This window comes from Thermobacillus composti KWC4 (assembly GCF_000227705.2).
GTDB lineage: Bacteria > Bacillota > Bacilli > Paenibacillales > Paenibacillaceae > Thermobacillus > Thermobacillus xylanilyticus.
This window is the reverse complement of record NC_019897.1, coordinates 1,936,088-1,949,488: the sequence shown is the minus strand read 5'-3', so window position 1 is coordinate 1,949,488 and position 13,401 is coordinate 1,936,088. Positions and strand designations below refer to the sequence as shown.

The 13,401-nt window shown below is 63.4% G+C and carries 15 protein-coding genes; all 15 read left to right on the top strand.

Features of this window, described 5'->3' with window-relative positions:
* Positions 1 to 39: 39 nt before the first annotated feature.
* Positions 40 to 654, top strand: a complete 615-nt coding sequence (locus THECO_RS09065; RefSeq protein ID WP_052835977.1) for a UbiX family flavin prenyltransferase — start codon at positions 40 to 42, stop codon at positions 652 to 654.
* Positions 617 to 1,489 carry a menaquinone biosynthetic enzyme MqnA/MqnD family protein gene (locus THECO_RS09060; protein WP_015254735.1) on the top strand — a complete coding sequence of 291 codons (873 nt, stop codon included), beginning with the start codon at positions 617 to 619 and terminating at the stop codon, positions 1,487 to 1,489. Before THECO_RS09065 ends, THECO_RS09060 begins: the two co-directional genes overlap by 38 nt.
* The gene (locus tag THECO_RS09055) at positions 1,486 to 2,460 is read left to right on the top strand and encodes a polyprenyl synthetase family protein (RefSeq protein ID WP_015254734.1); all 975 of its coding nucleotides are present in this window, start codon (positions 1,486 to 1,488) and stop codon (positions 2,458 to 2,460) included. The genes THECO_RS09060 and THECO_RS09055 overlap by 4 nt, the downstream gene beginning before the upstream one ends.
* A gap of 40 nt (positions 2,461 to 2,500) precedes the next feature.
* Positions 2,501 to 2,944 (top strand): nucleoside-diphosphate kinase, encoded by a 444-nt coding sequence (ndk, locus tag THECO_RS09050; protein WP_015254733.1) that lies wholly within the window; start codon positions 2,501 to 2,503, stop codon positions 2,942 to 2,944.
* 25 nt (positions 2,945 to 2,969) lie between these two features.
* Positions 2,970 to 3,758 carry a CheR family methyltransferase gene (locus THECO_RS09045; protein ID WP_015254732.1) on the top strand — a complete coding sequence of 263 codons (789 nt, stop codon included), beginning with the start codon at positions 2,970 to 2,972 and terminating at the stop codon, positions 3,756 to 3,758.
* Between the two features lie 53 nt (positions 3,759 to 3,811).
* Entirely contained in the window at positions 3,812 to 3,982 is a 171-nt protein-coding gene (locus tag THECO_RS21990; protein ID WP_015254731.1) for a hypothetical protein, read from the top strand.
* A 193-nt stretch (positions 3,983 to 4,175) separates the two neighbouring features.
* Positions 4,176 to 5,345 carry a chorismate synthase gene (gene aroC, locus THECO_RS09040; RefSeq protein ID WP_015254730.1) on the top strand — a complete coding sequence of 390 codons (1,170 nt, stop codon included), beginning with the start codon at positions 4,176 to 4,178 and terminating at the stop codon, positions 5,343 to 5,345.
* Entirely contained in the window at positions 5,345 to 6,448 is a 1,104-nt protein-coding gene (gene aroB, locus THECO_RS09035) for a 3-dehydroquinate synthase (protein ID WP_015254729.1), read from the top strand. Before aroC ends, aroB begins: the two co-directional genes overlap by 1 nt.
* Positions 6,445 to 6,816, top strand: coding sequence for a chorismate mutase (aroH, locus tag THECO_RS09030; RefSeq protein WP_015254728.1), 372 nt, complete (start codon positions 6,445 to 6,447; stop codon positions 6,814 to 6,816). The genes aroB and aroH overlap by 4 nt, the downstream gene beginning before the upstream one ends.
* Positions 6,817 to 7,220: 404 nt before the next feature.
* Positions 7,221 to 8,765: an anthranilate synthase component I gene (gene trpE, locus THECO_RS09025; RefSeq protein WP_015254727.1), complete on the top strand. Its 1,545-nt coding sequence runs from the start codon at positions 7,221 to 7,223 to the stop codon at positions 8,763 to 8,765.
* A gap of 28 nt (positions 8,766 to 8,793) precedes the next feature.
* Entirely contained in the window at positions 8,794 to 9,846 is a 1,053-nt protein-coding gene (trpD, locus tag THECO_RS09020) for an anthranilate phosphoribosyltransferase (protein WP_015254726.1), read from the top strand.
* Positions 9,836 to 10,630: an indole-3-glycerol phosphate synthase TrpC gene (gene trpC, locus THECO_RS09015; RefSeq protein WP_015254725.1), complete on the top strand. Its 795-nt coding sequence runs from the start codon at positions 9,836 to 9,838 to the stop codon at positions 10,628 to 10,630. Before trpD ends, trpC begins: the two co-directional genes overlap by 11 nt.
* Positions 10,627 to 11,283, top strand: coding sequence for a phosphoribosylanthranilate isomerase (locus tag THECO_RS09010; protein WP_015254724.1), 657 nt, complete (start codon positions 10,627 to 10,629; stop codon positions 11,281 to 11,283). Before trpC ends, THECO_RS09010 begins: the two co-directional genes overlap by 4 nt.
* Entirely contained in the window at positions 11,280 to 12,476 is a 1,197-nt protein-coding gene (trpB, locus tag THECO_RS09005; RefSeq protein ID WP_015254723.1) for a tryptophan synthase subunit beta, read from the top strand. The genes THECO_RS09010 and trpB overlap by 4 nt, the downstream gene beginning before the upstream one ends.
* Positions 12,473 to 13,279 (top strand): tryptophan synthase subunit alpha, encoded by an 807-nt coding sequence (trpA, locus tag THECO_RS09000; RefSeq protein ID WP_015254722.1) that lies wholly within the window; start codon positions 12,473 to 12,475, stop codon positions 13,277 to 13,279. Before trpB ends, trpA begins: the two co-directional genes overlap by 4 nt.
* Positions 13,280 to 13,401: the final 122 nt, after the last annotated feature.

The window sequence follows — 13,401 nt, the reverse complement described above, 5'->3', positions numbered from 1 at the left end:
ATCACGGAGAGCGGACGGCCGCGCAGATGGGTGGTCGGCATGACGGGAGCAAGCGGATGCGCGTACGGCATCCGGCTGATCGAGACGCTGCTCGCCGGCGGCTTCGAAGTGCATCTCGTCATCTCGGATGCGGGCTGGAGAGTGCTGCGCGAGGAGGCCGGATGGGACTCGGCCCGGCGCGCGGAGGAACTGGACCGCCGGTTCGGCGGCGCGCTGACGGACGGCCGCATGCGCTACTATCCTTCCGCCGATGTCGGCGCGAACGTTGCGAGCGGATCGTTCCGCACCGAAGGGATGGTGATCGCGCCGTGCTCGATGGGGACGTTGTCGGCCATCGCGAACGGCGCCTCGGACAACCTGGTTGAACGCGCGGCGGACGTCGCCCTGAAGGAAGGGCGCAGGCTGCTGCTCATGCCGCGCGAATCGCCGCTCCATGCGATCCACCTTGAGAACATGCTGAAGCTGGCGAGGCTCGGCGTCCGGATCGTTCCTGCGATGCCGGCTTTTTACTACCATCCGGCTTCGATCCGTGATATGATCGATTTTATGGTCGGCAAACTGCTGGACAACATGGGAATCGACCACGACTTGTACAGACGATGGGGAGATGACGGACATGGCGGCGGAGCGCGAGATCACGGTAGGCCGGATTGATTATGCCAATGTCTGGCCGATCTTCGACCGCTTCGAAGAATGCCTGGCCGAGACGGGCGTCCGGAATGTGCGCGTCGCGAAAGGCGTGCCGGCGACGCTGAACCGCGCGCTGTCCGAAGGGACGATCGACATCGCCGCAATCTCGTCGTTCGCCTACGGACAACGGTTTGACGAGTACGAGCTTTTGCCCGAATTGTCCGTCAGCGCGGACGGTGAAGTGATGTCCGTTCTGCTGTTCCTGAAGCGGCCGCTCGAGGAAGCGCTGCGCGGACGGATCGCGGTGACGACGGCCTCCGCGACTTCGGTCAACCTGCTCCGGATCGTGATGCAGGGCCGGTACGGCCGCTGCCCCGAGCTGATCGCCATGGAACCGGATTTGGAGGCGATGCTGGAGCGTGCGGACGGCGCGCTGCTCATCGGCGATCCGGCGATCCGGGCTTCCTGGCGGCCCGGTCCGGGCATTGAAGTGCTGGATGCGGCGCGCATGTGGAAGGAATGGACCGGGCTCGGCATGACGTTCGCGGTGTTCGCCGTTCGCAGGGAAGCCGCGCGGGAGGCGCCCGAGACGGTCCGCCGCGTCTACGAAGCGCTGGCCGAGAGCAAACGGCGCGCGCTCGCCGACATCGAGGGACTCTCGCGCAAGGCGGCCGGGCGGTTCGGCGGCGGGGAAGACTACTGGGAGCGGTATTTCCGCACGCTGCGATACGGGTTCGGTCCGCAGGAACAGGAAGGACTGAGCTATTATTACGACTGCGCGTTCCGGATGGGGCTGCTTGAGCGGCGGGTCGCTCCGGCGACGTGGCCGGATCACGCAGCGGCACGGGTGAATGAATGAAACTGACCGATCTGTATGCAAGCCTGGAAAACGATCTGAACGTAATCGAACAGGAGCTTGAAAGCAGCGTGACGAGCGACCACGCGCTGCTCAGCGAAGCAGCCGTTCATCTGCTCAAGGCGGGCGGCAAGCGGATCCGTCCCGCCATTGTCCTGCTCGCGGGCAAATTCGGCGATTACCGTCTCGACGTGCTGAAGAAAGTGGCGGTTCCGCTGGAATTGATCCATATGGCGTCGCTCGTCCACGACGACGTGATCGACGACGCGGATACGCGGCGCGGCCAGCTGACCGTCAAGTCCAAGTGGGACAACCGGATCGCGATGTACACCGGCGACTATATTTATGCGAAAGCGCTCACGATCATCGCCGAGCTGAACGATCCGGTGCTCCACCAGGCGCTGTCGCGGGCGATCGTGCAGATGTGCATCGGCGAAATGGAGCAGATCCGCGACTTTTTCAACACCAGGCAGACGGTGCGCCAATATTTGCTGCGCATCCGCCGCAAGACCGCGCTGCTCATCGCAATCAGCTGCCAGCTCGGCGCGGCGGCGGCCGGCACGCCGCCGGCGGTGTACAACCGGCTGTACCGCTACGGCTACAACGTCGGCATGGCGTTCCAGATCCGCGATGACCTGCTTGATCTGCTCGGCACGGAGCGGCAGCTCGGCAAACCGCCGGGTTCGGACATCCGGCAGGGCAACATGACGCTGCCGGTCCTGCTCGCGCTTCGGGACACCGCGGTGAAGGACGAATTGCTGCGCGAGATTGAACGGATCCGCGATTCGGACGGCCAGGCGGATTGCACGCGCGCCATCGAGCTGATCCGCGCCAGCCGGGGCATTGAGGAAGCGGACCGGCTTGCCGCACGGTACATCGACAAAGCGGTCGGTTTGCTGGAGGGACTGCCGGATATTCCGGCGCGAAGCACGCTGAATGACATCGCGCGGTTCGTCGGCAAGCGAAATTATTGAAGTCCGGGCATATGGCCCGGCCGGATGGGGGATGGGAAGGATGGAACGGACGTTTCTGATGATCAAGCCGGACGGCGTGCAGCGCGGCCTGATCGGGGAGATCGTGTCGCGGTTCGAACGCAAAGGGCTCAAGCTCGTCGCGGCGAAATTCATGCGCGTATCCGAAGAATTGGCCGAAAAGCATTATGCGGAACACGTCGGCAAAGATTTCTACCCGCCGCTGATCCGCTTCATCACGTCGGGTCCGGTGTTCGCAATGGTATGGGAAGGCGACAACGCCGTTGCCCTGACCCGCGCCATGATCGGCAAGACGAACGCCGTGGAGGCGGCGCCGGGAACGATTCGGTCGGATTATGCGGTACATACGAACTTCAATCTCATCCACGGTTCGGACTCGCCGGAGAACGCCGAGCGCGAAATCGCGAACTTCTTCCGCCCGGAAGAGCTGGTCGATTACGAACTGACAATCCAGCGCTGGATTTGACCGAGGCGCGGCAGGGTGGGACGTCATGGAAGATGCGGATTTCGCGCTGTTCATCCGGCAAGTGAAGCAGAAGACGAACATCGATCTGTCGCAATACAAGGAAACGCAGATGAAGCGGCGGCTGACGACGCTGCGGCTGAAGCACGGCTACGGCACGTTCGCATCTTACTGGGAAGCGCTGCAGCGCGATGAACGGCTTATGAACGAGTTTCTTGACCGGATGACGATCAACGTGTCCGAGTTCTGGCGCAACGCGAATCGCTGGGCGGTCCTGGAAGAGCGTTTCATCCCGGCGATGTTGAGGGAAGGCCGGACGCTGCGCATCTGGAGCGCCGCCTGCTCGACGGGGGAAGAGCCTTATACGGTCGCGATGATTCTTGATCGGCTCGGCGCCCTGGCGCGCGCGGACATTCTGGCCACCGACATCGACGCGAACGTGATCGAGAAGGCGAAGAACGGGCTGTACCCCGATCGATCGCTCAAGGAAGTGCCCGACGCATACCGGAGGGCTTATTTCACCGCGGCGGGCGAAGGCTATCGGGTGTCGGACAAGCTGATCCGCGCCGTCCGCTTCAAGCAGCACAATCTGCTGCACGATCCGTTCGGCTCCGACTACGATCTGATTGTTTGCCGCAACGTCATGATCTATTTCACGGAAGAAGCGAAGCACGAATTGTACCACAAGTTCGCAAAGGCGCTCAGACCGGGCGGTCTGCTGTTCGTCGGCAGCACGGAGCAGATTTTCACGCCGGCCCAATACGGTCTGGAATCGACGGAGACTTTCTTCTATCGGCGCAAGCCGGAGCATGTATAGCCGCTGTCCATCTTTCCCATACTGACGATATCCGACATTTTTGGAGGGTTGGAATGGACAAGCGTGTGGTGATCGCCGCCTACAAGCGCGGGTGGATTACGATCCAAGAATGCGCGCAGATCCTCGGGCTGGACGCCGCGCAGATCGCAGGCATCCTGAGCGCCGAGCGGGAGGCCGGGAGCCGCCGTACAGCCTTGCGGCCTACGCGCCATGCTCACGGTTGAAGTCCATCGCATATTCGACGGGCCGGCTTGCGGACAAGCCGGCCCTTTGTCATGTTTCAAGGCTGACGGAGGCGTCCCGGCGATTCCTTGTCAAAAGAACGGGCGCTATACTATAATGAGCGAAGGCAACGAGCAGTAGAACCGGAAGTGATGGAAGAATTGCGCGGCATGGACGGCCGCTGGGGGGAAACGGATGAGTCTCAGGTATTTGACGGCAGGCGAGACGCACGGGCCGCAGCTGACGGCCATTGTCGAAGGTCTGCCGAGCAATCTGAAAATTGATTTCGACGAGTTGAATTTTCAACTGCAGCGCCGCCAGAAAGGCCACGGCCGCGGCAGGCGGATGCAGATCGAGCAGGACACGGCGAAGATCGTCGGCGGGGTGCGCCACGGCCGCACGACCGGCGCGCCGGTCGCGATCGTCATCGAAAACAACGACTGGAAACATTGGACGACCGTCATGAACGTGGAGCCGATCGAAGGTTCCGACGAGACGAAGCGTCGTGTTCACCGTCCGCGTCCCGGCCACGCGGACTTGAACGGCGGGCTGAAGTACAACCTGCGCGACCTGCGCAATGTGCTCGAACGCTCGAGCGCCCGCGAGACGGCAGCCCGCGTCGCCGTCGGCGCGCTGGCCCGGCAGCTGCTGGCCGAATTCGGCATCAAGGTCGGCGGACAGGTCATCCGCATCGGCGAGATTGAAGCGCCGAAGCACAATCTTCCGCTTGATGAAATCATTCGCCTGACGGAAGAGTCTCCGGTACGCGTCGTCGACAAGGAGACCGAAGCGAAAATGATGGCCCACATCGACCAGGTCAAGCAGGAAGGCGATTCGATCGGCGGCATCGTCGAGTGCATCGTCGAAGGCGTGCCGGTCGGCCTCGGCAGCCATGTGCAATGGGACCGGAAGCTGGACGGCCGGATCGCGCAGGCGGTCGTGTCGATCAACGCCTTCAAGGGCTGCGAGATCGGCATCGGTTTCGAGGCGGCCAGACTGCGCGGTTCGCAGGTCCACGACGAGATCATGTATGAGGAAGGCCGCGGTTTCTACCGGGCGACGAACCGGGCGGGCGGCATCGAAGGCGGCATGACGACCGGCGAGGCGATCGTCGTGCGCGGCGTCATGAAGCCGATTCCGACGCTCTACAAACCGTTGCGCAGCGTCGACATCGACACGAAGGAACCGTTCACCGCCCAGGTCGAACGTTCTGACAGCTGCGCGGTGCCCGCCGCCAGCGTCGTCATGGAACATGTGGTGGCCTGGGAAGTGGCGAAGGCGTTCCTCGAGAAATTCGGCGGCGATTCGATTGAAGAAATCCGCGCCAACCTGGACAACTATCTGAAGCAGGTGGGGGCTTACTGATGCGGGAACTGACGGTGCAGCTTGGCGAGCGGTCCTACCCGATCTACATCGGCGAAGGACTGCTTGACCAGGCGGCCTTTTATTTCGACAAGCACGGCATCGGCAAGCAGTCGCCGCTGCTCATCGTGACGGACGAACAGGTGGGTCGGCTGTATCTGGACAAGCTGGAGTCGGGGCTTCGGGCTGCGGGCTATCGAACCGTCAGCGCCGTCGTTCCCGCGGGCGAACAGGCGAAATCGCTTTTGCAGTTCGAAGAACTGATCACGATTGCCCTCAAAGCCGGACTTGACCGCAAATCGGCGATCATCGCGCTTGGCGGCGGCGTCGTCGGCGATCTGGCCGGCTATGCGGCGGCCGCTTACATGCGCGGCATCCGGTTCATTCAGATGCCGACGACGATCCTCGCCCATGACAGCAGCGTCGGCGGCAAGGTCGCGGTCAATCATCCGCTCGCGAAAAACATCATCGGCGCGTTCCACCAGCCGGCGATGGTGCTGTACGATCTGGAGACGCTCCGCACGCTGCCGCCGCGCGAAGTGAGCAGCGGTCTTGCGGAAGTGGTGAAGCACGGGCTGATCCGAAGCGCCGAGTTTGTCGCCTGGATCGACGAGAATGCGGACAAGCTGCGCGCGCTTGATCCGGAAGCGCTCGGATACGCGCTGTATTTCGGCTGCCGCGTGAAAGCGGAAATCGTGTCGCAGGACGAGCGGGAGAACGATCTGCGCGCCATTCTCAACCTCGGCCACACGATCGGCCACGCGCTCGAGGCGGTGGGCGGATACGGCGAGCTGCTGCACGGCGAAGCGATCGCGATCGGCATGGTCGGCGCGGCGCGCATCGGCGTGGAGCTCGGCGCGCCGCGGGAAGTGTACGAGGTGACGAAGCGGGTGCTGGCGAAATGCGGGCTGCCGGTCCGGCTGCCGGCGCATTTCGATACCGACGCGATCATGGACGCCATGCGGCATGACAAGAAATTCAAGGAAGGCCGGATGGTGTTCATCGTCCCGACGGCGATCGGAGACGTCGTCATCGACAAGAACATGTCCGCGGAGCGGGTGCGCCGCATCGTGGAGCAGCTGAAAGAGGAGGAACAGGCGCAATGAGCGTGCGGGGAATCCGCGGAGCGACGACAGTCGAGGCGAACGAGGAGCAGTTCATTCTCGAAGCGACGGCGGAACTTTTTCAGCAATTGGTGGATGCCAACGGCATCGTTCCGGAGGATATCGCCAGCATTATCATCACGGTGACGCAGGATCTGGATGCGGCTTTTCCGGCCCGCGCCATCCGGGAGCTGCCCGGCTGGGATCTGGTGCCGCTTATGTGCGCGCTGGAAGTGTCGGTCAAGGGGAGCCTGGAGAAATGCATCCGGCTCATGGTGCACGTGAACACGGACAAACGGCAGGACGAAATCCGCCACATTTTCCTCGGCCGGGCGCGCACGCTTCGTCCGGATCTCGCGGAGAAGGAATAATTCTTCGTCAAACATCAGGTCAGCCTGCATGCGGGCTGGCCTCATTTCTTGCGTGATGAAACGATTAAGACCGGTTTCGGGTTGACGAGGACTTCAGTATTCGGTATAGTGAAGATATTCTCCGCGCAGCCGGAGGGCTGGCGCGGACGAAGACGAGACGAGCAGAGCATTGGATGAGATGAGACGAGACGAGGGCGAACTTGCGGCCGCTGCGCATGCAGCAGGTCTTTGTGCGGCATGTCCCGGGGACTGCCCGGTTGGCTGCTGTCATATCGTCTGTCAACGCATTCCAGGCTCCTGCCGTCGGCAGGAGCTTTTTGATGCCCGCCGTGTCCGTCAGGCTCGCGCACAGCTCTGCCGGCGGAATCGGTGCAGCCGATTGCTCTGCATGAGGAGGAGTAAGCATGTCCCGCGAACTTCAGGAAGTCATCCGCCTGGCGTCAACGTACAATCTCATTCCGATCGTCCGCAGCGTCATGGCCGACACGGAGACGCCGATCCGGCTGTTCCAGCATTTCGCAGGCGAAAAGCGCGCGTTTCTGCTGGAGAGCGTGGAAGGCGGCATCAAATGGGCGCGCTATTCGTACATCGGCACCGATCCGTTCATGGTCATCCGCGGCAAAAACGGCCGCATGACGATCGAGAAGAACGGAAAGATCGAAGTTCACGAGGGCAAGCCGCTCGAACTGCTCAAGGCGCACCTCCGTACGTACCGAAGTCCGGCGCTGCCCGAACTGCCGTCGTTCACCGGCGGAGCGATCGGATTTTTCGGCTATGATCTGCTTCAATATTACGAACGGCTGCCCGCGCACCAGGTCGACGATCTGCAAATGGACGACCTTCAGTTCATGTTCTGCGACCAGCTCATCGTGTTCGATCATTTCAAGCAGCAGATTCAGATCGTTGCGAACGTGCATGTGCAGGACGGTGCGACCGACCGGGACATCGAGGCGGCGTACAAAGAGACAAACCGGAAGATCGACGCGCTCATCGAACGGCTGCGGCAGCCGCTGCCGAAGCCGATCTTAGCCGGTGTGACGCCGCCGGAGAGTCCCGAGCTCGGCGAGATCCGCTCCAATGTGACGAAAGAGGCGTTCATGGCGAACGTGGAGCGGGCGAAGGAATACATCCGGGCGGGCGACATTTTCCAGGTCGTGCTGTCGCAGCGGTTCAGCATCGAAACCGACGTCGATCCGCTGCACGTTTACCGGGTGCTGCGCACGATGAACCCGTCGCCGTATCTGTACTATCTGAAGCTGGACGACGAGACCATCGTCGGCGCGTCGCCGGAAGCGCTGGTGAAGGTGGATGGCCGCAAGGTCGAGACGCGGCCGATCGCCGGCACGCGGCCGCGCGGCAAGACGCCGGAAGAAGATCTGGCGCTTGAGCGCGAACTGCTCGCCGACGAGAAGGAGCGGGCGGAGCATCTGATGCTGGTCGACCTCGGCCGCAACGACATCGGCCGCGTCGCCGAATTCGGCACGGTCAAGGTTGACGCGTATATGGAGATCGAGCGGTATTCGCATGTCATGCACATCGTCTCGAATGTGTCCGGCATGCTTAGGGAAGATAAAGATTTCTTCGACGCGTTCGTCTCCTGCATGCCGGCGGGCACCGTCTCCGGCGCGCCGAAGCTCAGGGCGATGGAGATCATCGCCGAGCTCGAGCGCGAAGCGCGGGGCGCCTACGCGGGAGCGATCGGTTATCTCGGCTTCGCGGGCAGCCTGAACACGTGCATCACGATCCGGACGATCGTGTTCAAGCACGGCAAAGCATATGTGCAGGCCGGCGCCGGCATCGTCTGGGACTCGGTGCCGGAGAACGAATACCAGGAGACGGTGAACAAGGCGATGGCGCTGCTGAAGGCGATCCGCACGGCGGAAACCGCGTTCCCGGCGAAGGGACCGGCCGGGGCGGTTGCGGTTGCGCCGAATCTCGATTACGCGTGATGACGGGCATGGAAGGGAGAGGTTGAACATGGAACAGGCGGTTACGGGAATGACGATGCAGGAGGCGCTCGCGCATCTGATCGCGGGCAACGATCTGACGCGCGAGCAGGCGGAAGACGTGATGAACCGGATCATGGACGGCGAAGCGACCCCGGCCCAGATCGCGGGCGTGCTGACGGCGCTCCGGATGAAAGGCGAGACGGTTGACGAGATCGCCGGTTTTGCGAAAATTATGCGTGAGAAATCGAACCGGGTGCAGACGGCCCAGGACGGGCTGCTCGACACGTGCGGCACCGGCGGGTCGGGCATCCACAAGTTCAATGTGTCGACGTCGTCCGCGATCATCGCGGCGGCGGCAGGCGTTCGCGTGGCGAAGCACGGCAACCGGGCGATGTCCGGCAAAGCGGGCAGCGCCGACGTGCTGGAAGCGCTCGGCGTCAACATTCGTCTGACGCCCGAACAGGCGGCGGAATGTCTGGCCGAGACGGGCATCTGTTTCATGTTCGCGCAGTTGTTCCACCCGTCCATGAAACATGCGGCGGGACCGCGCCGGGAGCTCGGCGTCCGTACAATCTTCAACATGCTCGGCCCGCTGACGAACCCGGCGGGCGCCGACCGGCAGCTGCTCGGGCTGTACGATCGGACGAAGACGGAGACGATCGCCGAAGTGCTGCGTCAGCTCGGGATCAGGCGGGCGCTCGTCGTCGGCAGTTTCGAAGGACTGGACGAGATCAGCATTTCGCAGGATACGCAGGTGTCGGAGTTGAAGGACGGCGTAATCCGGACTTACGTGCTGACGCCGGAAGCGCTCGGCCTCATGCGCCGCCCGCTCAGCGAAGTCGTCGGCGGCTCGCCGGAGGAGAATGCGGCGATCGTCCGCCGCATCTTCGCGGGCGAGGAGCGCGGCGCCTATCGGGACATCGTGCTGGCGAACGCCGGAGCCTGCATCTACCTCGGCGGCAAAGCGGAGACGCTCCAGGCGGGCGTCGAAACGGCCGCTGCCGTCATCGACTCGGGCGCGGCCGAGTCGAAGCTGCACGAACTGATCCGGAAGACGGGGGAATTCGCACATGTATCTTGATCGCATCGTTGCCGTGAAGCGCGGCGAGGTTGAGGAATTGAAGGCGCAGCTGAATCCGGCCGAAGCGGAGCGTCGCATCGCGGCGCTGCCGCCTTGCCGCGGCTTCAGGCGCGCGCTTGCGGAAGGCCGGCGGCGGGAAATCGGCCTGATCGCGGAAGTGAAGAAAGCATCGCCGTCGAAGGGGCTGATCCGCGAAGATTTCCATCCGGTCGGGCTCGCCCGCAGCTACGAGGCGGCGGGCGCGGATTGTCTGTCCGTTCTGACGGACCGCCAATTCTTCCAGGGGGCGAACGACTATCTGACCCGGATCCGCGATGCCGTCAGCCTGCCGCTGCTGCGCAAAGATTTCACCATCGATCCGCTGCAGATCTACGAAGCGCGGCTGATCGGCGCGGACGCCATCCTGCTCATCGCGGCGATCCTGACGCCGGACGAGCTCAAGACTTATTACCGGCTTGCGAAGGACCTCGGCATGGATGCGCTGGTGGAAGTTCACGACCGGCGGGAGATGGAAACGGTACTGGACCTCGGCATCGCGGAGCTCGTCGGCATCAACAACCGCGATCTGCGCACGTTCGTGACGGATCTGAAGACGACGGAAGAGCTGGCCCGGCTCGTGCCGGATGACGCGACGCTCGTCAGCGAGAGCGGCATTTCGTCGCCGGACGACATCCGGCGGGTGCGGGAAGCGGGGGCGCGCGCCGTGCTGATCGGCGAGCATTTCATGCGCCAGCCGGATGTCGGCGAAGCGGTCCTCGCGCTGATGGAGCCGATCGCGCGATGAGCACGCGGATCAAAATCTGCGGACTTCGGGACGCCGAGACGATCCGCGCCATGGACGGTCTGCCGATCCACGAGGTCGGCTTCGTGTTCGCGAAGAGCCGGCGCCAGGTCACGGCGGAAGCGGCGGCGGAACTGATCCGCGCGGCGCGTTCGCTGCGCTGCGCGGATGGCATGCCGCCGCGGACGGTCGGCGTCTTCGTCGACCCCGAGCCGGAGGCGCTGCGCGATGTGCTGCGGGCGGCGCCGCTCGACATCGTGCAGCTCCACGGCTCGGAGACGCCGGAATATTGCCGGCGGATCCGCTCGGAGCTCGGCGTCCGCGTATGGAAAGTGTTCGCCATCCGCGGCGGAGACGCCCCCGCGGCCGAGCGGATCGCGCCCTACGCGGGCGCCATCGACGCCGCCTTGATCGACACCGCCGGCGGCGGCACCGGGTCGGTGTTCGACTGGCGGCTCGTCACCGATTACAAGGCGGCGGCCCGGGCCATCGGGGTGCCGCTCTACGTCGCGGGCGGTCTGAGCGAGTACAATGTCAGGGAATTGGTCGACGCCCACGAACCGGACGGCGTCGACGTGTCAAGCGGCGTCGAGACGGACGGCGTAAAAGATCCGGTCAAAATACGAAGCTTTGTCGGAAGGGTGGCAGAAGGATGAATCAGGTGCCGGACCAGCACGGCCGCTTCGGCCGTTTCGGCGGCCGCTATGTGCCGGAGACATTGATGAACGCGTTGTTCGAGCTCGAAGACGCGTATTTGAAATTTTCGAAAGATCCCGTGTTTCTAGCCGAACTGGACGGGCTGCTCAGGCAATATTCGGGCAGGCCGACGCCGCTCTACTACGCCGGCCGGCTGACGGAGCGCCTCGGCGGAGCGAAGATCTATCTGAAACGCGAAGACCTGAACCATACGGGAGCGCACAAAATCAACAACGCGCTCGGGCAGGGGCTGCTCGCGAAGCGGATGGGCAAGACGAAGATCATCGCCGAGACGGGCGCCGGCCAGCACGGCGTGGCGTCGGCGACGGTCGCCGCGCTGCTCGGCCTCGAGTGCAAGGTGTTCATGGGCGAAGAAGACATGAAGCGGCAGGAGCTGAACGTCTTCCGGATGCGCCTGCTCGGGGCGGAAGTGGTGCCGGTCACGAGCGGCACGCGGACGCTGAAGGACGCGTGCAACGAGACGCTGCGCTACTGGGTCAGCCATGTCGAAGATACCTATTATATTCTCGGCTCCGCGACCGGTCCGCATCCGTACCCGATGATGGTGCGCGACTTCCAGCGCGTGATCGGTGTCGAGGCGCGGGAGCAGATTCTCGCGGCGGAAGGCCGGCTGCCGGATGTTATCGTGGCGGCCGTCGGCGGCGGCAGCAATGCCATCGGCATTTTCCATCCGTTCCTGGAGGATCGGGACGTGAAGTTGATCGGCGTGGAAGCGGGCGGACGCGGCATTGATACGGACGAGCATGCGGCGACGTTGACGAAGGGCCGTCAGGGCGTGTTCCAGGGCTCACTCAGCTACGTCCTGCAGGATGAATACGGCCAGGTGCTGCCGGCGCATTCGATCTCGGCCGGCCTCGACTATCCCGGAATCGGTCCGGAACATTCATATTTGAAAGATTCCGGACGGGCCGAGTACGTGCCGATTACCGACGCCGAAGCGCTTGAAGCGCTGCAGGTGCTGTCGGCTTCGGAAGGCATCATTCCCGCGCTCGAATCGGCGCATGCGGTCGCGCAAGCCATCAAGCTGGCGCCGACGCTTCCGAAGGACGCGATCGTGGTCGTCAATCTGTCCGGCCGGGGAGACAAGGACGTGGAATCGATCATGTCGTATCTGGAGGGGGAAAACCGGTGAACCGCATTGACGCGACATTCGAGAGACTGCGCCGGGAAGGGAAGTCGGCGCTCATTCCGTTCTTGACGATCGGCGACCCGGATCTGGCCGCATCCGCGGAACTGATCGCCGCGTGCGCGGCGGCCGGGGCGGACATGATCGAGCTCGGCGTGCCGTATTCCGATCCGCTCGCGGACGGCCCGGTCATTCAGCGGGCATCCGAGCGCGCGCTGCAAAACCGCGTGACGCTGGAGGACGTCGTCCGCACCGCCGCGGAAGCGCGCAGGCTGGGGGCGGATATACCTTATATTTTGTTTTCCTATTATAATCCGGTGCTCCAGTACGGGCTCGACCGCTTCTTCAAGCTGCTTGAAGAACATGACATCAGCGGACTTATCGTGCCGGACCTGCCGCTGGAGGAAGACGGGGAATTGCGCGACCGGGCGGAAGCGGCGGGCATCCACCTCATACCGCTTGTCGCGCCGACGTCTCACGAGCGGATTGCCCGGATCACCGCCAGGGCACGCGGATTCGTCTACTGCGTCTCTTCGCTCGGCGTAACGGGCATGCGGTCCGAATTTCATGCATCCATTGACGATTTTCTCGCCTCCGTACGGAGCGCTTCGCCGGTGCCGATCTGCGTCGGGTTCGGCATTTCGAACCGGGAACAGGTGCTCAGGTTCGAAGGGAAGACGGACGGCGTCATCGTCGGCAGCGCGATCGTGCGCAAGATTGAAGAGGCGCTGCCGCTCCTTGGAGATTCCGGGAAGCGGGCCGAGGGCGTGCGGCAGGTGGAACAATTCATCCGTTCCCTGCGCGTGTGATCACTTGCCGATTGCCGGCGGATGTGCGACAATTTGTTCTATGACAAGCGTGCGAAACGGCCGGGCCGGGAGTCGTGGCGAAGCACCGATTCGGCGGAACAGTGCCGGCCGTTTTGAATAAC